Source organism: Spirosoma terrae (genome assembly GCF_010435915.1).
GTDB classification, from domain to species: domain Bacteria; phylum Bacteroidota; class Bacteroidia; order Cytophagales; family Spirosomataceae; genus Spirosoma; species Spirosoma terrae.
Genome location: NZ_JAAFZH010000022.1, coordinates 50,775 through 75,648 on the forward strand (window position 1 = coordinate 50,775; position 24,874 = coordinate 75,648).

Genomic DNA, 24,874 nt, shown 5'->3' on the forward strand with positions numbered 1-24,874 from the left:
AGTTTGTTGTTTATAGGTCTATGATTATGGTTTTGCTACGTTGCGGCATCACAACTCGCGGCAAAACCATCTGTATGATTCACTTAATTCCCGCCCATCCCAACTGTGGCCGTAACTGCCTTGGGCTGGATAGCGGTCATGAGAGGCTTGGGCTGAACCGGCTTCGGATCTTTCTGCGTGGTATCTTTTTTAGCGGGCGAAGGCTTTTTAGGCGTCAACAATGAATTAGCCGGTGGAAGGTAGTTAGACGCCTTAACGATTTCGTCCAGTTTTTTGGCCTCGGTCTTACGCTTAAGGTAGCGTTCGGCCACAAGGGCAGCCACCGAAGCAGCAGCTTTTCCACCCCAGCCAGCGTTCTCGACAAATACGGCTACCGCAATTTTGGGATTATTCATTGGCGCAAACCCGATGAAAATAGAGTGGTCGAACTTGTGACCGTATTTAGCATTCTGCGACGTACCTGTTTTGCCACAGAGATCAATACCGGCAATGTTAGCCAGGGGAGTTACCGTACCATTTGCTACGGCTCCCCGCATACCGTCAATTACAGGCAGGTAATATTTATAGTCGATGCCTGTTTCGTGCCGCACTTTATACTCCTCAGGAACCCCAACGCCAACCTTGCCTAAACCTTTAATGTAATGCGGTGTGATATACCAGCCCCGGTTCGCAATGGTAGCGGCCAGATTGACCAGTTTCAACGGACTGATGAGCAATTCGCCTTCGCCGATACTCAACGAATAAACGTTGGAGAACTTCCAGCGTAACGCTCCCCGATAGGCCTTATCGTAATATTCAGGGGTAGGCAGATTACCTTTCAATTCGCTGGGTAAATCGACACCCAGTCTTGCTCCGATGCCAAATTTCTCCGCCATATCATGCCATTGTCTCAGACCGATGGCCGATGCTTTGAAGGTATTATGTTCGCCGTTGAAATAAAGAAATTTCCGAAATACGTAATAAAAATAAGGGTTGCAGGAGTTCTGCACGGCTCCGCGCAGGTTATTCCCCCCCCGACAGTGGCAACGCATCGGCGAACCCGCGTGTCCATATACGGTGCTGGGCAATAAGGAGCCTTGTTGCTGCGCAATCAGGGCCTGAATCAACTTGAACGTCGATCCGGGGCGGTAGCTGGCCATTACGGGCCGATTAATGAGCGGCTTGTATGGGTTTTTAATCAGAGCCCGGTAGTTCTTTGAAAAATAACGGCTCGACAGCAGATTTGGGTCGTAGGTAGGCGCCGATACCGACACCAGAATTTCGCCCGTCGCGGGTTCTATGGCCAGCACTGCCCCCACTTTATTCTTCATTAAGCTATCGGCATATTGCTGCACATCTACGTCAATGCCTGTAATCAGGTTATCGCCTGCTACGGCTAACGTATCAAATTCTCCGTTTTTCCAGGGCCCTTTGTTTACGCCACGCACATTCTGCATCACGAACTTTACGCCACGCTTACCACGCAATTGCTCTTCGTACTGTTCTTCCAGACCATTATGTCCAATGTAATCGCCTTGTCGATAGTAGGGTATATCCTGATTATCGAGCTGCTTCTTACTGATTTCACTGACATAGCCGAGTGCATTGGCCATGGTATGTGCAGGGTATGTCCGCATGGAACTGATCACCGGCTCAAAGCCCTGATAATCAACCAGCGCATCCTGAATACGAGCAAAATCCTCCTTCGACAGCTGCCGCATAAATAGCGATGGCTTAACCGCCGAGTAGTTTTGCGCCAGTCCCATAATACTGTCGAAATCCGACCGCGTAATATCCATCAGTCGGCAGAACGCAGTCGTATCCGAAATATTTACTTTCTTGGGCGTTACGTACAGGTCGTAAACAGGCGTGTTGTAAACGAGGAGCTGATTGTTCCGGTCATAGATTTGCCCCCGGTAGGGTATTTCAATAACTCGTTTAATGGAATTTTTCGACGCACCCAGTGAGTAGGTATCATCCAAAACCTGCAGATAAAATAAACGAGCCAGATATGTCAACGCCATCAGGCAAAACACACCGATGATGACATACTTACGATTCTCCAACATGAGAATAAAACCTTACTATCAAGCTACTAACTTTATACAAAGTTAGCTTATTAATGATGAATTATGAATGATAAACGACGAATGTTTCATACTATTCTACCAATCATTTATCATTCATAATCAATCCTCAAATCTCACCATCCTTTGGCCGTCGTTTTCAATCGGCAGAGATACATATCGGCCGTAATGTATAACGTAGTGCCATCATCGCCCCAGGCGCAGTTGGCCGTTGCCCCACCAATCCTGACGTGGCCTAAAAAATCGCCAGTGGGCGATAGAACCAATACGCCACCGGGACCAGTAACCCATAAATTACCATCCCGATCCACTTTCATTCCGTCAAAACCACCCTGTAAGTTCTGCTTTTTCAGACCATCAGCCCCAAAGACGACGCGTCCTTTGCCTACTGAGCCATCTGTCTGTACGGGATACGCCATCACCACCGGACGCTCTGGGTCCGACTGCGCTACGTAGAGCGTTTTTTCATCGGGCGATAAGGCAATCCCATTCGGGCGGGTCAGGTCAGGCACCACCAACGTAACGACGCCATTCTGCCCAATCCGATAGACACCAAAACCCTCTGTTTCGCGGGTTGGATCTTTTTCTTTTTTGGGCATACCATAAGGCGGGTCGGTGAAATAATAACTACCGCTCGAATGCGCTACTACGTCGTTAGGGCTGTTAAACCGTTTTCCGTTATAGTTATCGGCCAGAGTGCGCTTTCCACCAATCCCATTCAAAGGCATTGCCGTTACCCGTCGGTCGCCATGTTCACAGGCAATCAACTGTCCTTTCCGGTCAATAGTCAGTCCGTTTGATCCGGGTTCGTCACCATACGTACCGGTTCCGGTATAACCCGATGGTTTCAGGAACGTAGTAACGCCCTCTTTTTCGGTCCATTTAAAAATGGTGTTCTGTGGTACGTCGGAAAAAAGTAGAAAATTGCCATCCGGGTGATTTTTAACCCACACGGGGCCTTCTGTCCAGACGAACCCACTGGACAACACGTCGATTGTAGCCTCTTTTGGAATAAGTTTATCAAGACGGGGATCAAGACGTATGATCTGACCAATGGTTGGATAGGGTGTTGTCTGCGCATTACCTTGGCGGCATAGTCCTATAAGCAGGAAAGCCAGTACTACGTATGGATACCTCATAAAGCGGATTTAGGATTAGTGATCGTTCTTCATACGAATTACTATGCTTTTGGTGATGCAGTCAACTTTATCTGATTTTTTAAATAATTTAATAATCAAATGAAGACATAGGTTATTTTTACCGAACATTCATTGGTAACAGTGTACATTGCCACTAACAAAGGTGCAACTGTTTATCTGTTGTTGACCAGTACTATTTTGATTCCCTTACATATCCTCAATCTGCTTATACTATGACTAACGACAAACGGGCGACTTCATCGGAGAACAGCGAGAACAACTCTCGCCGGACCTTTCTGAAGACACTCGGCATTGCAGGGACAGCGGCAGCTACAGCACCTGCCGCCCTTGCGGAAGCAACCACTATTGCTACTCCGCAGTATTTGAACCTGGTTAAAAGCCATGCCAGTACGGTGGCCAATGAACGAATCCGTATTGCGCTCGTTGGTACGGGCGGAATGGGTATTGGCGATACGCAAACGGCCCTTATGGTCGATGGCATTGAGATGGTGGCGGCCTGCGATTTATACGATGGTCGTCTGCGTCGGGCCAAAGAACTCTGGGGTGATAAGTTACCCGTTACCCGCGATTACCGCGAAATTCTGGAACGTAGTGACGTAGACGCTATTATTAATGGCACTACCGACCACTGGCACGAGAAAATCTCTACGGACGCTATGCGCAAAGGCAAACACGTGTATTGCGAAAAGCCAATGGTGCAGAAATTTGAGGATGGACACAAACTGATTAAAGTGGCCAAAGAAACAGGCAAAGTGTTTCAGGTAGGTAGCCAGTTTGCCAGTTCATTGCTGATTGCCAAAGCCCGCGAACTGATGAAAGCCGGGGATATCGGCGAACTGGTTTTTGCCGAAGCGATCTATGACCGGCATAGTGCGATGGGCGCCTGGCAATATTCGATTCCACCCGATGCTTCCCCCCAAACGGTTGACTGGGATACGTATCTGGGTAGCGCGCCAAAACGCCCCTGGGACCCACTCCGTTTTTTCCGCTGGAGAAACTATACCGATTATGGTACCGGCATTGCTGGTGATCTGTATGTTCACTTATTAACCTCTCTGCATTGCATTACGGGTTCAAAAGGTCCTACGCGCGTATACTCGACGGGTGGCACACGATACTGGAAAGATGGACGTGACGTACCGGATATTCAGCTCAGTATCTACGATTATCCTAAAACAGCTGAACACCCAGAATTTAACCTGACAACCCGCTCTAACTTCGTTGATGGTGGTGGTGGTAATTATCTGGTCCGTATTGTTGGTACGGAAGGCGATCTTTCGCTTGGTTTCGACTCTTTAACGGTTCATCGTAATAAGTTTCCGAAAGCACCGGGCATGTCGATTGATAATTTCCCGAAAGACCAGAAAGAATTGTTCGTGGCTGAATACAATAAACTATATCCACAAACGCCCGAACTGGTTGGTCCGAAAGAGTTCAAATATACGTTCCCCAAAGAATATAAAGGCGACCGCTACGAGCACTTCGTTAATTTCTTCAATTCGATACGTACTGGCGCTCCTAACGTGGAAGACGCTACGTTTGGTTTGCGCACCTGCGGCCCAACTCAGTGCGGCAACATGAGCTATTATCAGAAAAAGATTGTGGGTTGGGATCCTATCAACATGAAGCTCATAGCCTAAGCCTACTCAATTATACTGACTATAGACGTAGCGTGGTGCTGAGCAAAACTCAGCACCACGTTTTTTAGCAGTGGTACATTCCTTCCATATTCAACCCCGAATTACTCTACTTACCATAACGTATTGATTACGTAATAGGCGCATACAATAGGATTCCATGCTACGTAGCGTCATGGCATGAACATTGCCCTTACTTTACTAGAAATCTATTACGCATGATTAGTCCCAATTCTAAAACGGCCTTAGTGGTTGGTGCAACCGGCCTCATCGGAAACCTGCTTGCGCGTCAATTAGTCGATTCTCCTGTCTATGAGAAAGTGAAAGTGCTCGTGCGAAAGTCACTAAACTGGCAACACCCTCGTTTGCAGCAGATTACTTTTGATTTTGACCATCCCAATGGCTTATTGGTACAGGCCGACGATATTTTCTGCTGTCTGGGAACAACCATGAAAAAAGCAGGCTCAAAAGAAGCATTTCGTAAGGTTGATTATCAATATCCACTCGATATTGCCCGACTTGGGCTAACGAATGGAGCCAAACAATTTGGAATTGTTACGGCCATGGGCGCCGATACAAACTCGCTATTTTTCTACAACCGGGTCAAAGGTGAAATTGAGCGGGATTTATCCGCGCTGAATTATCCAGCACTGCTCATCTTTCGCCCTTCGCTTCTACTTGGTAATCGTGGGGAAAATCGATTCGGGGAAAAATTTGCGGAAGGAGCCATGAAGCTGCTAAATCCGCTGATTCCAGCAAAGTATAAAGGAATTGAAGGGTCGAAAGTCGCCAACGCTATGGTAACAACCATGCAGCAGGGCCTGACGGGGAAACACGTCTTCGAGTCTGATCAACTACAAAACTTCTAGCTAAAACCTAGCGTACATCAGCTAAATCGGTCTGCAACAGCTTTTTCGCTAGTTCATTTAACTGTTTTTCCGATCCCTGAATATGAATCGTAGTATGCTGGTGATGCAACGTTGATCCGGGCTGCAAAGCGGCTGCTGGCGACGACGATTCCATTTCGTAAAATTTACCCATTTGGGGCTGACCGGGCTTCATCGGGCCATCGTTGTAAGCATTGATCACATCACCAGCAAACGGCTCTTTTTGCACTTCCCAGGCCGAGTTGACGTACTTTGTTGCCCTGGGATCAAAACTGAACGTAACAACCGTTAGTGTTTGGGTTGCCGGATCGTAGCTCCCAATCCATTTTGCGGCCCGAATGGGCGAAACACCGATCTTGCTACGGTAATGTGCATCGGCCTGAAAAAAAGCAGCCTGCTTACCAACGATCAATCGGTCGGCAGGTACCTTGCCAAAGTAATTATCATTGATAGGCTTTCCCGCACCCGGACGAAATGGAATAATGATCGTGCTGGATGATGATGCGTTCATCATCCCCAGAATCCAGATGGAAGGCATCCCCGTGTCAACCGTCCAGGCCTGCTCACCTTTGTTCCGAATGGTATTATCAGAACGAATGCCAACCATCTTGAGTGAGTCGGTACGTACACCGATCAGTTGATGAATAGCAGCTTCGGTCAAAAGTGAAACGCTACGTTCTATTCCGATGGAAAACGGATGTCCCGCATAATTTGTCAGCACTACGTCCCGGCTAAACATAGCGCTACGTTCTGTTTTTCTTACCACCGTAAACGGCTCCGAGTCGATAGCGGCCGGCGTTTGCCAATGCTCGCCATCGAATGGATCACCTTTTTTGAAAAACAACGCATATTGCCCACCTTCCGGTCCCAGCCAGAAGCGATCTTCACCACCAAATGCATTCATGTGCGGCAAAATCGTACCGGATTGAATCAGATCGTAGTTAATCCAGCCATAACTCGCCTTCCCATCGGCCGTACTGGTCATTACCCGCCCCTGATAAGCCGGACAAACTAACACGCGAACACTACCGCTCTTTAGCTCGATAAGATCGGGATGATATCGCTGTAAAAAAGCCTGGTCATACGCGTACGTGTTTCGGGCAACCTCTACGCTATCGGAATTCTTTTGTTCGGTTTCCATTCGCTCAGATTTACGGCCAGAGCAAGCCGTCAGGCCCCCGATTATCAGCAGTGCTACAATTTTGTTGGCAGATATGCCCGGTATATGAATGAATTTCGGCAAATTGACCATCAATACGTCTCCATTAATTATCCTGGTATTTTTACCAAAAACACGGTGAGCAGCAATCCTACTCCATATAGTGATGTTACGATAAGACCGGCCCGGTTGAATGATGGCGATAGTATTTATGGATTCCTTTGCGAACTGGAAGATGAGCTACTCGACTCAGCTTTATTTCAATCCATTTTCGAACGTAATCTACAAAATCCGCTTATTCACTACCTGGTTGCTGAAGTGGCTGGCCAGGCCGTCGGTTTTGTGAGTTGTCATGTTCAATATTTACTTCACCACGTCGGTAAAGTTGGCGAGATTCAGGAGCTCTTTGTGAAAACGGCCTATCGGAATCAACAGATTGGGCATAAGCTCATGGCCGCTATAGATATGCTGGCGGCTCATGAAGGCTTCATAAATCTGGAAGTCACCACCAATCAGAAACGTACTGCGACCGTCCGGTTTTACGAACGGGAAGCTTTTCATTGCACGCACTTTAAACTAGTCAAATCAATACAATCGTAATGCGTTTTTCAATTTTTCTCCTTCTTGTTTTCCAGAGTAGTTTACTCATCGCCCAGTCGCCCAAAGCACCTAAACGTATCAAATCCAAAGAAAACAAGCAGTCGCTCGACCAACAGTTGCAGACGGCTATAGCCGGATTCCAGGGCGATGTTGGCATTTATGTTCATAACCTACGTACCGACCAGCGGGTGGCGATCAACGCGGATACGATTTTTCCCACGGCCAGTACGGTTAAAATCCCCATTCAATGCGGGCTATTTGACAAAATCCACAAAGGGGAGCTGTCCTACAATCAGGAACTTGTTTATAAAGACTCTCTGCACTACGATGACGGCATTGTAGGCTCATTAAAAGATGGCGCTAAGATTCCACTCAGTCATGTTGTTATGCTAATGGAAACCATCAGCGACAATACAGGCAGCTTATGGTGCCAGGCACTGGCCGGGGGCGGAACAGCCATAAACAATTGGCTGGCGACCAATGGTTTCCAAGAAACGCGCGTCAACTCCCGAACCCCCGGCCGCGAAGCATATCGGAGTCGCTATGGATGGGGCCAGACAACACCCCGTGAACTGGCTCAGCTATTAACCTATATCCGCCAGGGACGCGCCGTAAGCCCCGATGCCAGCGAAGAAATGTACCGGAATCTGGGCCGTCAGTTCTGGGATCACAATGGCTTATCCCAGATTCCGTCTTCCGTAAAAGCCGTTACCAAAAATGGAGCTGTCAATCAGGCCCGGTCCGAAGTCGTGATGGTTCATGCCCCGCACGGCGACTACGTCTATTGTGTGATGACCAAAAACCAAAAAGATGAAAGCTGGGAACGGACTAACGAAGGGTCTACCCTATTACGAAACGTAGCTGCTATACTCTGGCATTATTTTGAACCTGAATCTACCTGGAAGCCAGTGGAAGGATATGAAAAATGGGCGAAATAAAAAAAGCCGCTTCTCAGATGAGGAGCGGCTTTTGTACTAATTATATGTTTGAACTAAGACTAGTTCAGGAATTGCAGGCGAATTTCGTTCAGTTGATTACGAACCGATCCATCAATTTGCTGATCACCAATACGTAGAATGTAGCCGCCTATCAGTTTCGGATCAATTTTCTCTTCCAGTTCAACCGATTTTCCGTTCGTTGTTTTCAGCACCATTGACTTAAACTTCTCCCGTAGCTCCTCCGTCAGCGGAATAGTAGTGACAATCGTAGCACGTTCAACACCTTTAAGCACATCATACTGATTGATGAACTCATCAGCAATAGCGTCCATGATTGCCTCGCGATGTTTCTTGATGATGATCTGTAAGAAAGACATTGTCAGCGGATTGAAGCGTTTTTCAAAAGCCGCCTTTATAATGGCACTTTTCTTTTCAGTCCGTACAATCGGGTTTTTCAGCAGCAGCAAGAGCGGACGGCTATCCGTAACGGTCTGCTTAAATAACTGCATATCTTTATAGAGAGCATCCGTCAGGTTTTTTTCCTGCGCCAGGTCGATAAGAGACTTAGCATATCGGGATGCAACGGTAACAACGGCCATAGTTATAGTTCTCGGGCGGTAGTTAGTTGTAAGCTTGGCTTACTTCTTTACTCCCTTAATTTAGTCTTGCGTTTGATACCAGATCACTAACCAGTTTTTCCTGAGCAGGTTTATCGCTAAGTTCTTTGCGCAGAACTTTTTCAGCAATGTCCAGCGACAGCGTAACGACTTCTTTTCTCATTTCCGTTACTAATACCTGACGCTCATTCTGCATGGCTTCGCGAGCCTGAGCCAGAATACGCTGTCCTTCAACGGCCGCTTTATCGCGTGCTTCAGCTACCATCTTGTCGGCAGTTTCTTTAGCACCCCGTAGAATTGCTTCCCGTTCAGAACGTGCCTGAGCCAGTAGTTTTTCGTTATCGGCTTTCAAAGCCGTCATTTCTACCCGTGTTTTTTCGGCCAGATCAAGAGCGCTCTGGATATTGTTCTCACGCTCATGCAGGCTGTCTGTAATGGGCTTCCAGGCAAACGAGCGAAGGATGAAAAACAGAATAAGGAAAACAAGTACCTGCCAGAATAGTAGACCAATATCAGGAGTAAGCAAATCCATGGTTTACGACCGCTTCAGCGGCTATTTATTTGGTATAAGTTATAGTTTCTTTTTAGCTACTGCCATCTTGCTACCTACGTAGCGATGTGTCAGTGGACAAATTCAATCTTTTGTTTGAAACCTCCTGCCTGTCGGCAACCCCAAACAGGCAGAAGGTTCCGTAATTTTGTGAGCAGCGGTGCCAGCACCTAATGTAACCAGCCTACTCAAACGCTGATGCTACTGATAGCGGGCTTTATTAAGCTGTTGCAACCAGTAGACAAATAACAGCTGCGAACAGCGCAACGGCCTCGATCAGAGCCGCGATGATCAGCATGGCAGTCTGGATACGACCAGCCGCTTCTGGCTGACGAGCGATACCTTCCATAGCGCTACCACCGATCCGACCAATACCCATACCTGCACCGATAGCAGCCAGACCTGCGCCGATAGCAGCACCAAATACCGCGATGCTACCTGTAGCTTCTAACAGCAGAGCAAACAACATTGTCAACATAACTTCAAACGTATTTATATAAGTAAAACAAAAGATTGCATTTTAACAGATACACGACTCCGAATAGTAAACTATCCGTCGTCCTGTACGTACCAGCTTAGTGAGCGTCGGCCCCTTCGTAGCCAATACCATGATCAGCTTCGTGGTGCTCTTCTACCGCACTTCCGATATACATCGCCGTCAACAGCGTGAAAATAAACGCCTGAAGGAATGCTACCAGCAATTCAATTAAATTCAGGAATATTGAAAAGAAGATAACAACCGGGCTGATTGCCAGGCTCGTTCCGGCTCCCGCCATAGAATTGGCCATAAACAGAAGACCTAACAAACTCAGGATAATAATGTGACCTGCCGTAATGTTGGCAAACAACCGGACCATCAGCGAGATTGGCTTCATGAATACACCCACAATCTCAACTGGTACCATGATCGGCAGCAGGGCCAGCGGAACACCCGTTGGCTTCAGAATGTGTAGCCAGTAATGTTTATTACCACTGAACGTAACAATCAGGAACGTAATGAAAGACAATACCAGCGTTACGGCTATATTACCCGTTACGTTAGCGGCTCCTGGCAACAATCCAAGCAGGTTGTTGACCAGAATAAAAAAGAATAACGTTAATAAATAGGGAAGATACTTTGTGTACTTAGGCCCAATGCTCGGCTTGGCAATTTCGTCGCGAACAAACAGAATAATTGGTTCAAGAAACGATTGGAGGCCCTTAGGCGCTTTGCCTTTATTTTCCAGATAACCTTTGCGGACAGACGAGAAAATAACCAACAGAATAATGGCGCTCAACAGCAGCGAAGCCACATTCTTTGTAATGGAAAAATCAATAAATTTAGCTTCGTGGTCATCAGCTCCGGCTTCGTTAACACGATGGATTTTACCGTGCTCCTGCTTGTAGCCATTATAGACTGCTTCGTTCGCTAAATGCGATGAGGAAAAAACCTCAAGACCACGCTCCTGCGAATAAATAATAACGGGAAGCGGCAACGTAACACCATGGGCAAATTCCCATCCGTGTTCATCTTTAATGTGGTGCATAATCATTTCACCCACATTGAAGCCTTCTTTTTCACCGTGCTTGCCTGGCACTTCGCCTTCATGCCCTTCTTCCTGAGCATTCACAAAGGCTAATGAACTCATAACAAGAGCTATAGCCAACAAAAACCTTTTAAACAAAGAACTCATCATATGATGCAATAGATCGTTTTTACGAATCGCGTCGCAAGTTACGAGTAAGCGTCCATATCTCAAAGCCTGTGTAAAATATATATAGTACAAGAAAGGTAAAAACAAAGGTCCTTCTCAATTCAATGTGTCGGAACAGGAAAAAACCGACAAAGACCAGACTAAGTATAAATCGTGCTACGGTTGCTCCCAAGTAAAGCGGAACGAATCGCTCGCGATTACCTTGTAAACCAGCGTCCATTAACCGATGAATTAAAAAAGATACACTCAAAAAAAAGAGCAGCAGAATTTTCCAGGAAGGATGAACCCAGGGGGAAACAAAATATTGTTCGGCTACGAAAAATACAATTGCAAGCAGGATGGTAACGATGAATGTCCGGAGCATATGTTATGGTACAGAACATTTGCTTTCTGTACCTGTCGTAAATGCAAAATTACTTTTTTGTCAATTGCCGAATAAACAAATATAATGATGCGCCAATGGCAGTTAACGATAGCACCACTGTCCAGAGAGGACGTTTATTATCCTGCCACTCATCGAGTTTTAATCCTGCCCATACACCCAGCCCAATGGTGCCGAGCATTTGAAAAGCAATACCGCTATACTGCACAAACGACCTTGTTTTTTCGGTTGTGTTCGTTATTTGATTACGTTCAGCGGATTTGTCCGGCTGATTTTCAGTGAATGATTCAGAGTCATTTTCCATAGAATTTAGGAACTATATATAAGGTAAACACCAAAATTCGTTAATTTGGGCTAACGTTCCATACGGCCAATGCAGGCCAGAGCGTTTGAGATACGACTGACTACGTATTATTCTCAAATGTCCCGCTATTATCGTAACTACCCATTTCTATCCTTGTTTACGGTCTTTATTCTGCTGACCGGCGGGTTAGTTTCGTGTTCGCAGTATAGTACAAAGCCAATCAGTAAGGGGTACCACAACCTAACTGCCCATTATAATGCGTATGTGATTGCCCGCGATGAAATCAAAGAAGCAGAATTAATACTGTTTAAAACACGACAGGAAAATTATACCCAGTTATTACCCATTCTGTTTCCGGTAGATTCTATGTTGTCTATGCCGGTAAAACCTCAATTAGACGATGCCATCAAAAAAGCATCGCTAATACCAGAACGGCATCAAAACAGTAAATGGCTGGATAATGCGTATAATTTAATTGGAAAAGCTCGACTATTAAAGCAGGATCTGCCCAATGCGATTGAAGTATTCAAGTACGTTAATACTAAGGGAACAAACGAGGACGATAAACACGAAGCGCTAGTCGGTTTAATGCGGGCTTATACGGAAGCCAGCGACTATACAAACGCGCTGAATGTGGCGGACTATTTACGGACTCAACCGCTCAATAAAAACAACACGCGCGACTTTTACCTGACCAAAGCCTACCTACACGAACGGAAAGGCGAGTATGCGACCGCAGCAGGCATTCTGGACGCTACGTTCCCTGTCTTGAAAAAAGGAGAATCGACCGCTCGTCTGCACCTGATTGCCGGGCAGTTATACGATTTAATCGGGCAGCCCAACAAAGCCATAGCCCATTACCGGAAAGTTCTGAAATCAAGTCCATCATACGACCAATCATTCTACGCCAATCTGTATGCAATTCAAAGTAATGGATTGACTGGCGATGCGAAGCGATTAGCTCAATCAGCAGAAACGTTTGATGATATGCTCAACGATCGCAAAAACGTTGATCTGAAAGATAAGATTTATTACACCATGGGGCTTCTGGAAGCCAGAAACGGTAAAATCGACAGAGCGATCAAATTCTACAGTCAGTCGATCCAGGCAGCCGGTTCGAACACGACGCAGGTACCTTACACCTATCTGGAAATTGGGAAACTTTATTTCGAGAAAAAAGCGGATTACCCTAAAGCCAAAGTCTATTACGATAGTGCGCTGGCTCTTATACCACAGCAGTCGCCTGCTTATGCGTCGATCAGCGCCCGGAAGAAAACACTCGATGAATTTGTTCAGTATCAAACGACAATACGTACTGACGACAGTTTATTGCATCTGGCCCAAATGAATCCGGCAGAGCTTGATAAACAATTAGATAAAATTATTAGCCAAAAAGAAAAAGAAGACAAAGCACAGGCCGCTCTGGCCCAGCAAATTGTTGAACGCGCATCGGGTGCAAATTTCAATTCGATTCCCGGAGCAACCAACTCAAACCTGCAACCAAACGAGCGATGGGTTCTGTATAACCCAATTGCATTGAGCCAGGGCAAACAGGAGTTTTCAACACGCTGGGGAAATAGGCCGCTGGAAGATGACTGGCGACGTAGCAACAAAGAGCCGTCTGATGCCATTGCCGGTGCCAACAGTCCTCTCAATGGCAACACGCCAGCCAATGACATAAACCCCAACCCTCCTCTGCAACAACAGGATGCCAGTAATGCTACCGGCACCAGTGCTTCTTCTCCACGAAAAGCGCAGAAAGATGCTATGTATGCAAAAATACCTTTCTCTAAAGAAGCTCAGGCCCAGGCGAATCAGCGCATCGAAAATGCACTTTATAAACTAGGAAAGCTTTACAAATTTCAGCTTGACCAACCAGCCGACGCAATTCCAACCTTTGAGCAGTTGCTAACCCGTTATCCTAACACGCTGCAAAAACCAGAAATTTATTATTTACTTCATCTGTCGAATGAGCAATTAGGGAAATCGTCTACCTGGAAAGAAAAGCTGTTAGCCGAGTTTCCGAATACGTCCTATGCCCGCTTAACAGGACGTACCGCCGTTCAATCGACAGACAGTGAAGCCAAAGCCCTGGCTACGTACAAGGAGATTTATGATTTATACAAAGCCAACAACGTAACGGAAGCCCTGGCTCGTGCCGACAATGCATTAGGCTCTATGGCTGGTACCCAATTGGAAGACAAGTTAGCGTTATTACGTATCGTTCTGATTGGTAAGGGACAAAACCTGGATGCCTATCGTCAGTCGCTTAATGAGTTTGTCCGCGATTATCCAGCCAGTCCTCTACTGCCGCACGTTAAGGAAATGCTTACTGCTGCCAATCAGCCAACTGCCAACAGAAAATAAGTTTATTAGTTGTGCTTTAACAAACCGCAAACGCCTACACACCCATAATGATCGAATTTGCACCCGGCCCCTACCGGAAAATTATTAAACGAGTCTGGCAATTCTCATTGACCGGCATACTCATGCTGGTATTTTACATACTAGCTGTTAGCTATAACTTTCTTTGGCTTTTTGGCGGCATGCCAAGTCTGAAAGCCCTCGAAAATCCCCAGAGTGACAGAGCTTCAGAAGTCTATACAGCCGATAATCAGCTCTTAGGAAAATACTACGTTGAAAACCGAACCCCCGTCGAAATTACGCAGGTTTCTCCTAACGTAGTATCGGCTTTGCTGGCAACCGAAGATGCCCGTTTCGTTAAGCACTCCGGCATTGATCCCCGATCCTTTTTCCGGGTTATTAAAGGCTTAGCAACCGGCAACAGTAGTTCGGGCGGAGGTAGTACGCTGACTCAACAGGTAGCTAAAAACCTATTCGATACACGCGGAGAAAAATTACGTGGTGCTCTGGGTAATATTCCGCTTATTAAAACAGTGATCGAAAAAACGAAGGAATGGATTCTTTCAGTACGGCTGGAGCGAAATTATACCAAGCAGGAGATCATGATGATGTACCTGAACACAGTGTCCTTCGGAAACAATACGTACGGGATTAAAACAGCCGCTAAAACCTATTTTAACAAAGAACCCTGGAACGTTAGTGTCGAAGAAGCAGCACTTCTAGTGGGCATGTTACAAAACCCATCGCGGTATAATCCCCGGATTTTTGAAGAACGGGCCCTGCAACGCCGGAACGTAGTGTTAAGCCAGATGAAACGCTACAAATTTCTTAACGACGAGCAGTTTTTTACGTATAAGAGCAAGCCCATTAAGCTCGACTTCAACGTTGAGAATCAGAATACGGGTATGGCTGCTTATTTCCGTTCGGTGATCAGAGACGACTTAAAAGCATTTATTGATCAGTATAACGAGGATAATCCCGATGCCGACCTGGATCTGTATACCAGCGGCCTACGCATTATCACAACCATTGACTCCCGGATGCAGGCATATGCCGAAGAAGCGGTAATGGCCAATATGCGTGATCAGCAAAAGAAATTCTATGAACACTGGCGCGGTAGAAATCCGTGGGTACAACAAGACAAGAAAACGAAGAAATACGTTGAAATGCCTGGTTTCATCGAGCGGGCAGCTCGCCTGACCTCACGCTATAAACAGCTGAAAGCCGAGCATGGAACTAACGAACAGGCCATCTGGAGCGAGATGCGTAAGCCTGTTAAAATGAAAGTCTTTGTGTATGGTGGCCGACGTAATGAAAAAGACACTACGTTGAGTCCGTTAGATTCAATACGGTATTACAAGCGGTTGCTGAACACAGGTTTCATGTCGATGGACCCACGTAACAGTCACGTCAAAGCCTGGGTTGGTGGTATCAATTTCAAGCACATGAAATTTGATCACGTTCGCCAGGGTCGTCGTCAGCCCGGATCGACATTCAAACCTTTTGTTTACCTGACAGCTATGGACCAGGGCTTTGTTACGCCTTGTACTCATCTGACTGATGAACCCACTACGTTTGCTCATGGAGAGGACAATAATGGTGGCCCTGCCTGGACGCCCAAGAACTCGACAGGCCGATATAGTTATCGGAGTTTATCATTACGTGAAGCTTTAGGACAGTCGATCAACACGGTTAGTGCTCAGTTAATTAAAAAAACCCGCGCTGAAGCCGTTGTCAAATATGCCCACGACATGGGTATCATGAGCAAAGACTTGCCCGAAAATCCGACCTTATGCCTGGGTACGGGTGATGTGTCTGTTTACGAAATGGTTGCCGCTTACTGCGCTTTTGCGAATGGAGGTATCCGCGTTCGTCCGATGATCATCATGCAGATATACGATAAAAATGGGAATCTGCTAAAAGCCTTTACGGCCGATGCCAACCAGGTAATCAGTTCTAACCGAGCTTATGAAATGCTTTATCTGATGCGGGGGGCTGTTGAAGATCCCAACGGAACAGCCCAGCGCCTTCGTACCCAATACAAACTGCTTGAAGGGGGAAATGAGATTGCGGCCAAAACCGGAACAACCTCAAACTACTCCGACGCCTGGTTTATGGGGATGACTCAGCACCTTGTTTCAGGTCTTTGGGTTGGTGGCGATGATCGGAGTATTCACTTCCGTACTATCGAGTATGGACAAGGCGGTCGAATGGCTATGCCTGCCTGGGGGATGTATATGCAGAAAATATATGCCGACCCAACACTTACCAAATACAGGCCGGAGCCATTTCGCAAACCCAACGACTTCAAAATCGATTGTGGAGGCTATCATATCGACTCATCCCAGCGCTACATTCCACCCAAAGTAGTACCGGAAGATGAAGATGAAATTCTTCAGTAAACGTATCAGGGTCAGCACTTGCTGGCCCTTTCGTTTTACTGAAAGCCGCGAGTCATAAAGCAACCTTTACCCATCAATCGTTGTTTTTGTATTGCCTTCCTGAGGCAACTGTATACTATGCCAGAATTCGACTATAAAAATGAATTGGCCAAGGTGCCACATGAACCAGGCGTATATCGCTACTTCGACGCTTCTGGTGAAGTGATTTATGTTGGTAAAGCCAAAGATTTAAAGAATCGTGTTACCAGCTATTTTACTAATTCCAGGCAGCATGACCGCAAAACGTTACGTCTGGTAAGCCAGATACGCAAAATCGAATTCACCATTGTTCACACGGAATTTGATGCCCTGCTGCTCGAAAATCAGCTCATTAAGCGTTATCAGCCAAAGTTTAACATTCTGCTACGTGACGACAAAACATATCCTTTCGTTTGCGTTACTAATGAGCACTTTCCACGCGTCATTACGACAAGACGTGTTGATCGCAAGCTTGGTACGTTTTATGGTCCGTTTGCTAATTTAAAACCGATGTATACCGTACTGGATATGTTTAGCCAGCTATTCACTATCCGTACGTGTAATTACAATCTGGCTCCTGAAAATATAAAAGCCAATAAATACAAGGTCTGTCTTGAATACCATATTGGCAACTGCAAAGGACCTTGCGAAGGCAAGCAGGAAGAAGGCGATTACAATAAAGATATAGAACAGGTTCATCATATCTTAAAAGGAAATTTAAAACCAGCGCAGGATTACTTTAAAGCCCGGATGGTTGAGTCGGCCAGCGAACTGGCTTTTGAACAGGCTCAGAAGTACAAAGAAAAGATGGAGGTTCTTCAGCGTTTTCAGAGTAAATCGACAGTGGTTAATCCTAAGATTGCAGACGCCGATGTGTTCTCCATTGCCTCTGACGAAACGGCCGCTTATGTCAATTTTATGAAGGTTGTCAATGGTACCATTGTTCAGGCCCATACTGTTGAAGTCAAAAAGAAACTCGACGAAACCGATCCAGATATCCTGGCTATGCTGATTATTGAGTTTCGGGAGCAATACGGCAGCCAATCCAAGGAAATTATTACAAATATTCCGCTGGACGTAGATTTACAGGCTGAGGTTACGATTCCTCAGATTGGCGACAAAAAGAAACTATTGGATATGTCGCTGAAAAATGTGCTGTATTTCCGTCGAGAGCGTCAGGACCGAGCTGCTGCCGAAGCCACTGCGAATGCCAGCAAAAAAGATCGTGTGCTCATTCGACTTAAGCAGGATTTACAATTAAAAACCTTACCTGTCCGGATTGAATGTTTTGATAACTCCAATATTCAGGGGACGAATCCTGTATCAGCCATGGTGTGTTTTATTGGTGGAAAACCGGCCAATAAAGAATACCGGCACTTTTCAATCAAAACCGTAGTCGGCCCTAACGACTTTGCGAGTATGTATGAAGTTGTTACCCGCCGATACACTCGCGTGCTCGAAGAACAGACTGGTTTACCTGATCTTATTGTTATTGATGGCGGCAAAGGTCAATTAAGTTCAGCCTGCGATGCGCTCAAAGCGTTGGATTTATATGGTAAAGTTCCCATAATTGGTATCGCTAAGCGCCTGGAAGAAATCTATTTCCCCGAAGACAATCTACCTTTATACATCGATAAAAAATCGGAGTCACTCAAATTGATTCAGCGTATTCGAGACGAAGCCCACCGATTTGCTATTACGTACCACCGCGACAAACGTAGTAGAAACAGTTTAATCAGCGAACTGGAAAACGTTGACGGTATTGGTAAGAAAACTGCGGCCAAGCTCCTTAAACATTTCAAAGGCGTGTCAAAAATCCGGGAAGCGTCTTTGGATGAGGTTGCGGAGGTTGTGGGTAAAGATCGAGCCCAGAAACTGAAGCAATATTTTGACACCATTGAGCAATAAAAAGAGGAGCCTAAGCTCCTCTCATACGTAGCAAAAAGGCGGGATATCCCGCCTTTTTTTATTAATATTCCCAAAGACCGTGTTCGGTTTCCATCAGCTCATATTCGGTCTGATACGACTTCATAAGCCCTTCACGATCTCCGTACATACCTACCAGATCCTGATCTCCTGGGTTTGCCACTTTTGTAATACGTCCATAAAACAGGCGTAGGTCAAAAGCATCAGCCAGGTTTTTATGCTGGGCCTGGTTTTGTGGGTTATACCAGATAAATTTCTTTGGATCACTACGAAACAGCTTATCCAGATCTTTGTATTTGAAAGATGCTATGGGCACTTCAAATCCAGCTGGGTTTTTATCGGCAGGAAGTAATAACGTTATTGTCTGAATGTCGTAGTACAAACGTGAACGCTTACGATCAAAAACCCAGTCTTCTTTGACTTCAAGGATATTCAGTTCCTTTGGGAAAAACTCATCTCCAGAAAAAGCGGGAGTTTTTGCCACAGCAACAGTATCCTTTTTAGGCTCTTCTACTGGCGGCTCAACCTTTGTTGTCTTGCCCTTTTTGCCTTTGGCATTTTTAGCCACAGATGATTTTTTCTTCGGCGCCCCCCAACCATCGTCGGCGGGTTGCGCAGCGGCCTTTTTAGGTGCTCCCCAACCATCGTCGGCTACCTTTTTATCATTTTTCTTCGGTGCTCCCCACGAATCATCAGCAGCCCCAGCTTTGCCTTCGTCACCAAAGCCTGCGGCTTTTTCTTCTTCCGACAAACCACCCCCAGTGTTAGGGATTAACAAGTTTTCATGAAATTTCTCGGCCGTAATTTTCGTCGTACACGAATCATTGGTGTACGCATCAATTAAGCCCGCCTTAACGGCTTCCATCAAATACTTGGAAATCTCATTATTCTTTGAGAACATCGACTGATTCTGTTTCTCTTTGAGGTCTATCCGACGCCAAAGAGTTTTCTTCATCATGATGTCGTTATCATTAATCGGACGAACCGACAGCGCATTTGTGCCGTTGCTCGCTTTTTCCTGAGCCAGTGCATCCCCCCCTGCCAACGCCAGCGAAGCAAATGCCAGCACTCCAGCGTATCGTATCGTTCTTATTTGTGTCATGGCTACTATTTGTTGTCAAGTAAACTAACGGACTAAAAGCTGCTTTAGTGCATTAATAAAGTGAAACCTGATAAACAGGATTCCCCATCGGAACCTCACTGATGTCGCCACGGAAATTCTGACGTTGTACACCGTCTACCTGAATTACTAAGCGATCGCCAGGCTGGGCTTCGCCAGCTATTGCTCCTATAGATCCACCAGTAGGTCCAATCGTTATAGCCTGTACCCGCTTCGTACCACGAACTAACGATACAGTAGCTCCCGTTGGCCGGAAACGAGCATCATTCGGTGCATAGGCAGCAAAACTTGGATCAGCTACAGCACGAATCTGAACACTACGTGCCGAAGAAACAGGAACACCACGAGGGTCTGTAGTACGTTGTCCACCCACTAAATATTCCAGGGTAGGACGTGGTACGAGGTTTACTTTGAACTGCTCAGTACCTAACAAACTACCACTATTGCTGATATTCAGCGCCACGCTCTTAGACGTAGGTACAATGGTTACCTTGCCTTTTTCACCTGATTGAATAACTGAAGCACCGTCAGCTGAGAACGTCGGATTCCATAAAGCACCTAATTGCGGACTTTGAATACTCAACTTGTTTTCACATCCCAGATATAACGGAGGCATCGTACCCGTTTCAATCTGATAAGAAGGCTTAGCGACAAAATACTCTGCCTGAAGGGGTACAGTTTTTAGTCCAGCAGGTGTTTGGTAAGCGATTGATCCGGTCAGCACGCGACGAGCAAGACCATTTTTATCGTAAGAACCACCCTGCGCCGTAAACTCAACAATACCCTGGCCATCCTGCATACGAACAGGTCCACCATTCAGGCTCATTTTAGGCTGAATTCCAGACGATGAAGCGGCCAGAAACATCTGACCTTTAAATTTGGTACCAGCCACGACAACTTTCGATTCCATGCTAAGCATAGCAATGATTTTATCGAACTTAACGTCCTGTGCACCTACTTTGCTGGCCAATACATCCAGTACTTCACCTTCAATACGGCGAACATCAGCTTGTTTCTGACTCAATACGGCCAATGCAGCCGGAACTGGTGTCTGAGCGAAGTTTAATTCAGCGAAGTCTTTCCGGCGCTGTTCTGGCGAACGACTGGCAATTGGATCGTCTTTACCATCCAGTGCCATTGGTGTATACTTCGTGCCAGAATATTTTGACAGCGTTTCTACGTAGTTGTTCAATTGATCTTTCAGTTTGAAAGCGGCACCATTACGGCTTGTACCAATCATCAACTGCGCAACTTTCTCTTCTTCGCTTAAGTTCTTGATGTTACCGGCTTCATCTCTGCCACCGCCAGCGTCAACAACTTCATCTTTCAGCTTATCAATTTCGCCGATTACATCAGATGTGAGTTTACGAACCTCATCTGCCTGTTTCACAATGGCCAGATCAGTAGCTCTGTTACCTGATTTTTCTACGGTTGCCCGGATACTTTCAAGAGTGGCCTGGTTTACCTTGCTAACAGCTACAGTGGATTGCTCAAGGCTATTATTTATTAATACGAACTTCTCCAGAATTGCCGAGGTGACTTGTAATGCCAGCATTGCGGTCAATACCAGATACATCATCCCGATCATCTTCTGACGGGGAGTCTCTTTTGAACCTGCCATAAAGTATGGTAGAAAACGGGGGATTAAATGTTAGTTACCACGCATAGCAGTCAACATGCTACCGTATACGTTGTTGAGAGAAGCCAGATTACCCGTCAGCTTAGCCATTTCATTTTTAAACTGCTGCGCATCACGACTCGCATCAGCCATATTTTCCATAGCTGTTGTCAGGTTGCCATAGAAAGCGTTCATCGCTTTCAGGTGTTTGTTCGTATCCTGAAGCTCAAGTTCGTATACCGCGTTCAGAGCGCCCATGTTCTTGGTTACTTTCTGGAATTGGTCGCGGTAATCTTTAGCGTCGGTAGTAGCATCGGCCATTGAATTCATAGCCGTAATAGCAACCCCATACGACTTATTCATTTCACCGATTGAGCTTGCTGCAGATTTTACGTTACGAGCGTAGTCGTTAGTGGCAACCGTAGCATCGGTTAAATCCGTTAATTTCGATACGGTATCATTTAAATTACGGAAGCCTGAACCAAGGCGCTCAAACACGTCAGGAGTAACTTTAGCTTGTGCCAGCATCTGATCCATATTGCCCGTCAGTCCATTGGCCTGGGGGGCTGGTTTACGAGCTTCACCTTTAAAATCATCCGCTAACTCAGGATATACTCTTTCCCAGGCGTAATCACTAGAAGCGGTTGTCGGCATTGTAAAACTTTGAACAGCATACAAGGCGAAAATAACAACCTCGGTCAGAAGACCAACTGTTAACATGAAACCGAACTGTTCATTATGTGTAATCTTTGCCCAGGCACCGAAAATAACGACGGCGGCACCCGCACTATAAATGGTTGGTACTAAACGATCCCAAAAGAAATTCGTGGATTTTTGTGCTGCCATGACAAGCGATTTGGTTGGAATAGGTAACGAAAATTTTGCGGTTAAGAACTCTGCCAGTTGTCAAACCTTACCTAATTAGTAGACAACCTGGTACTTTATTTAGATCAGAGGCTGAACGTAGATAACCTCCGTTCAGCCTCTAACTGGATAATTTTATTTTATGCCTTCGGCTTTTTGGGGCTTTTTGCTTTACCACTACTACGGCCACCACGGCCAGAAGCAGCACGTCCTTCCAGGTTATCCATTACGCAACGGAAACCAATGTACGAACGCTTTTGATCTTCGTACTCGTAATAACGAGTTCCAGTTTCCAGGTAATAAGCAATATCTTTCCAGGAACCACCCCGAACAACCTTACGTGGTTCATCGGCATTTTGATTATCAGGATTCATATCCCAAACAACGGCATTTGAGTTGTCGGCATAAGCATCACGGCACCATTCTGCTACGTTACCGGCCATATTATATAGACCATAATCATTGGGGCTATATGCATTTGCCGGAGCAGTGTACGGATAACCATCTGCATCGAAGTTACCACGCTGTGGTTTAAAGTTTGCCAGATAGCAACCTTTACCATTGGCCACGTATGGGTTACCCCAAGGGTATTTAGCTCCGTTTTTTCCACCACGAGCAGCCCATTCCCATTCAGCTTCTGATGGCAAACGGAAACCGAACGAACGATACCCACCGTCTTTTGTCCGGAAATCATCAAGCGTATTAGTACGCCACTGACAGAAATGCTTGGCGGCAATCCAGCTTACTCCTACTACTGGATACGTATCAAAAGCTGGGTGAGCGTAATAGTGTTCCAGCATTGGATCACCATTATGATACGTAAAATCGTTTTTCCAGACAGTTGTATCCGGGTAATACTTAGCCATGATTTCCTCTTCTCCTAAAACGGATACAGAGTCAGCCAGCAGCGCATTTACGTACTGACGGTACTCATGGTTGGATATTTCGGCATCATCCATATAGAATGAGCTGATGGTAACCTGGCGGTTCATGTTAATCTGGGTAGCAGCCACATCTTCATCTGCCTGACCCATAATAAATGAACCCGATGGAACCAGGACCATACCGTAAGGAGTAGGCTGTTTCCAACCTTTACGACCAGTGGCCGTAATTTCGCCGTTGGTCACACCAACTTCCCCTCCTTTACCGTCCTTACCACCAAATTTTGACTTAATAAAGCCGCAACCTTGCATCAGCAGAATCACCGCTGCGACCATTACCCCTCGGGTTGCGCTGGTTGTAAACCATTTGTACTTCATCATTATAGGACTTTTTACCTTCTTCTTGTGCGAGACCAGACTAAAAACGAAAATCCGTTTGGTTATTGTATATGGAAATTTCTTTACGTAGAAATTCTTAAAAACGTTGCTTAACTAGATAGGCTTAGTAGTGGGTATTAACGCTTTTTAACAGAATTCTAGTTTGTTCAAAAATACATTTCCATCTGCAATCTGCCTAACAAGAATACTGCCAAAATAAGAGTCTTTACTATTCAAGACCGAAAACTTCAAACAATCCTATTCAATACACGATTAATACCGAAACCTGGGCGTCCGTATAATAGGTTTCTTACGGGGATCGGGGGCAGGGAGCGCATAAGCCAGTAAAAGCTCAAAAGAAGTAGCACTTTTTACACTTGCTCCCGTCACCAGATCCAGTGCTCCGCCAACCCGTAAAGCGTTATCACGCATTAGATTAATACCTGCCGTTACCATTACAGCATCCTGATAACGATAGCCCAGCCCCGCCCAGATACGATTGTCATACGTTCCTACGACATTAAACGCAGCGGTTGAGTTCTGTATTCCGCCTACTGTAACGTATTGTATCAGTATAGAAGGTTGTATGTCGATATCATAACCCAGGCCCAGCCGATAGCCTGCCGTTAAGTAAGCACTAGGGGTGAGTGGGTTAGTCGAGCGGTCTGTACCAATAGTATACGATGCTTTGTTAATATGGTTAACGCTTACTCCAACCCAATAGTCAGTCGTATTATAATATAAGCCAGCGCCAATATCAGGTTTAGCTTGACCGATTCGTCCAGTTGGAATCAACGGGTCACCGGGTTCGCTGGGTCTGAGTTGACCATAATCGTACCCTTTATTGAAAAGTCCTGCCTGAACGCCAAACGATAAGGTACCTTCCTTAAGAGCTAATCGGTACGCATAGGATAGTTGCACAGACTGGTTATAATTAGGACCAACCTTATCGTTCAACAGATAAACCCCCACTCCGCTTTTTAGCCGGGCCAGCGGCATATTAAACGACAGAACCTGCGAGTTTTGAGCCCCCCCCGGATCGATATTGCCACTTGTCTGATAGCCCAGATACTGAGTTCTCTGCGTCAATTGTATACGCGATACCCCCTCGGACCCAGCTGCAGCTGGATTATAGTAAATCGGGTTATACATATACATACTTAGCTGAGGCTCCTGCTGAGCGTAAATGGATTGGGCCGTAAGGGTTAACGCCAGGAAAGCAAAAAAGTAAACTGTGCGAATCATACAAGCAAAGAAAAAATAACCAATGCCAATGGCTTTTGCCTTATTACGACACGTATCGGCAAGT

General features: G+C 45.9%; 20 protein-coding genes. 7 read left to right on the forward strand and 13 right to left on the reverse strand.

What is annotated here, in order from left to right:
• Nucleotides 1-83: 83 nt before the first annotated feature.
• Together GK108_RS29060 and GK108_RS29065 are read right to left on the reverse strand one after the other, a co-directional pair.
• On the reverse strand, nt 84-2,048 hold the full coding sequence (locus GK108_RS29060) for a penicillin-binding transpeptidase domain-containing protein (protein ID WP_163955106.1): 1,965 nt from the start codon (nt 2,046-2,048) through the stop codon (nt 84-86).
• Between the two features lie 134 nt (nt 2,049-2,182).
• Entirely contained in the window at nt 2,183-3,205 is a 1,023-nt protein-coding gene (locus tag GK108_RS29065) for an SMP-30/gluconolactonase/LRE family protein (RefSeq protein WP_163955107.1), read from the reverse strand.
• Nucleotides 3,206-3,438: 233 nt separating this feature from the next.
• On the opposite strand from GK108_RS29065, the gene GK108_RS29070 reads away from it, so the two are divergent.
• Complete coding sequence (locus GK108_RS29070) at nt 3,439-4,866, forward strand: Gfo/Idh/MocA family protein (protein ID WP_163955108.1); 1,428 nt, start codon at nt 3,439-3,441, stop codon at nt 4,864-4,866.
• Nucleotides 4,867-5,081: 215 nt separating this feature from the next.
• Complete coding sequence (locus GK108_RS29075) at nt 5,082-5,732, forward strand: oxidoreductase (RefSeq protein ID WP_163955109.1); 651 nt, start codon at nt 5,082-5,084, stop codon at nt 5,730-5,732.
• Nucleotides 5,733-5,739: 7 nt separating this feature from the next.
• On the opposite strand, the gene GK108_RS29080 is transcribed toward GK108_RS29075, so the two are convergent.
• Nucleotides 5,740-6,891, reverse strand: coding sequence for a DUF6786 family protein (locus GK108_RS29080; protein ID WP_246225262.1), 1,152 nt, complete (start codon nt 6,889-6,891; stop codon nt 5,740-5,742).
• Between the two features lie 84 nt (nt 6,892-6,975).
• On the opposite strand from GK108_RS29080, the gene GK108_RS29085 reads away from it, so the two are divergent.
• Together GK108_RS29085 and GK108_RS29090 are read left to right on the forward strand one after the other, a co-directional pair.
• Nucleotides 6,976-7,509, forward strand: coding sequence for a GNAT family N-acetyltransferase (locus GK108_RS29085; RefSeq protein WP_163955110.1), 534 nt, complete (start codon nt 6,976-6,978; stop codon nt 7,507-7,509).
• Nucleotides 7,509-8,447, forward strand: coding sequence for a serine hydrolase (locus GK108_RS29090; protein ID WP_163955111.1), 939 nt, complete (start codon nt 7,509-7,511; stop codon nt 8,445-8,447). Before GK108_RS29085 ends, GK108_RS29090 begins: the two co-directional genes overlap by 1 nt.
• Nucleotides 8,448-8,506: 59 nt before the next feature.
• Here GK108_RS29090 and atpH read toward each other — a convergent pair whose 3' ends face one another.
• From atpH to GK108_RS29115, 5 genes are all read right to left on the reverse strand, one after another.
• Nucleotides 8,507-9,046: an ATP synthase F1 subunit delta gene (gene atpH, locus GK108_RS29095; protein WP_163955112.1), complete on the reverse strand. Its 540-nt coding sequence runs from the start codon at nt 9,044-9,046 to the stop codon at nt 8,507-8,509.
• Nucleotides 9,047-9,101: 55 nt separating this feature from the next.
• Complete coding sequence (atpF, locus tag GK108_RS29100; protein WP_163955113.1) at nt 9,102-9,596, reverse strand: F0F1 ATP synthase subunit B; 495 nt, start codon at nt 9,594-9,596, stop codon at nt 9,102-9,104.
• A gap of 238 nt (nt 9,597-9,834) precedes the next feature.
• Nucleotides 9,835-10,083, reverse strand: coding sequence for an ATP synthase F0 subunit C (gene atpE / locus GK108_RS29105; protein ID WP_170305428.1), 249 nt, complete (start codon nt 10,081-10,083; stop codon nt 9,835-9,837).
• Between the two features lie 106 nt (nt 10,084-10,189).
• Nucleotides 10,190-11,290 carry a F0F1 ATP synthase subunit A gene (gene atpB, locus GK108_RS29110; protein WP_212592915.1) on the reverse strand — a complete coding sequence of 367 codons (1,101 nt, stop codon included), beginning with the start codon at nt 11,288-11,290 and terminating at the stop codon, nt 10,190-10,192.
• Nucleotides 11,291-11,721: 431 nt separating this feature from the next.
• Nucleotides 11,722-11,994 carry an AtpZ/AtpI family protein gene (locus tag GK108_RS29115; protein ID WP_163955115.1) on the reverse strand — a complete coding sequence of 91 codons (273 nt, stop codon included), beginning with the start codon at nt 11,992-11,994 and terminating at the stop codon, nt 11,722-11,724.
• Nucleotides 11,995-12,111: 117 nt separating this feature from the next.
• Between GK108_RS29115 and porW the strand changes: the two genes are divergently transcribed.
• The 3 genes from porW to uvrC all read left to right on the forward strand — a co-directional run bounded on the left by porW (nt 12,112) and on the right by uvrC (nt 18,686).
• On the forward strand, nt 12,112-14,361 hold the full coding sequence (porW, locus tag GK108_RS29120; RefSeq protein ID WP_163955116.1) for a type IX secretion system periplasmic lipoprotein PorW/SprE: 2,250 nt from the start codon (nt 12,112-12,114) through the stop codon (nt 14,359-14,361).
• Between the two features lie 47 nt (nt 14,362-14,408).
• Nucleotides 14,409-16,760 carry a penicillin-binding protein 1A gene (locus tag GK108_RS29125; RefSeq protein ID WP_163955117.1) on the forward strand — a complete coding sequence of 784 codons (2,352 nt, stop codon included), beginning with the start codon at nt 14,409-14,411 and terminating at the stop codon, nt 16,758-16,760.
• A 117-nt stretch (nt 16,761-16,877) separates the two neighbouring features.
• The gene (uvrC, locus tag GK108_RS29130; RefSeq protein WP_163955118.1) at nt 16,878-18,686 is read left to right on the forward strand and encodes an excinuclease ABC subunit UvrC; all 1,809 of its coding nucleotides are present in this window, start codon (nt 16,878-16,880) and stop codon (nt 18,684-18,686) included.
• Between the two features lie 61 nt (nt 18,687-18,747).
• Here uvrC and porN read toward each other — a convergent pair whose 3' ends face one another.
• From porN to GK108_RS29155, 5 genes are all read right to left on the reverse strand, one after another.
• The gene (porN, locus tag GK108_RS29135; protein WP_163955119.1) at nt 18,748-19,806 is read right to left on the reverse strand and encodes a type IX secretion system ring subunit PorN/GldN; all 1,059 of its coding nucleotides are present in this window, start codon (nt 19,804-19,806) and stop codon (nt 18,748-18,750) included.
• 52 nt (nt 19,807-19,858) lie between these two features.
• The gene (gene porM, locus GK108_RS29140; RefSeq protein ID WP_163955120.1) at nt 19,859-21,445 is read right to left on the reverse strand and encodes a type IX secretion system motor protein PorM/GldM; all 1,587 of its coding nucleotides are present in this window, start codon (nt 21,443-21,445) and stop codon (nt 19,859-19,861) included.
• Nucleotides 21,446-21,475: 30 nt separating this feature from the next.
• Nucleotides 21,476-22,288 (reverse strand): type IX secretion system motor protein PorL/GldL, encoded by an 813-nt coding sequence (porL, locus tag GK108_RS29145; protein ID WP_163955121.1) that lies wholly within the window; start codon nt 22,286-22,288, stop codon nt 21,476-21,478.
• A gap of 158 nt (nt 22,289-22,446) precedes the next feature.
• Nucleotides 22,447-23,568, reverse strand: a complete 1,122-nt coding sequence (porK, locus tag GK108_RS29150) for a T9SS ring complex lipoprotein PorK/GldK (RefSeq protein ID WP_163955122.1) — start codon at nt 23,566-23,568, stop codon at nt 22,447-22,449.
• Between the two features lie 270 nt (nt 23,569-23,838).
• The gene (locus GK108_RS29155) at nt 23,839-24,810 is read right to left on the reverse strand and encodes a PorP/SprF family type IX secretion system membrane protein (protein ID WP_163955123.1); all 972 of its coding nucleotides are present in this window, start codon (nt 24,808-24,810) and stop codon (nt 23,839-23,841) included.
• Nucleotides 24,811-24,874: the final 64 nt, after the last annotated feature.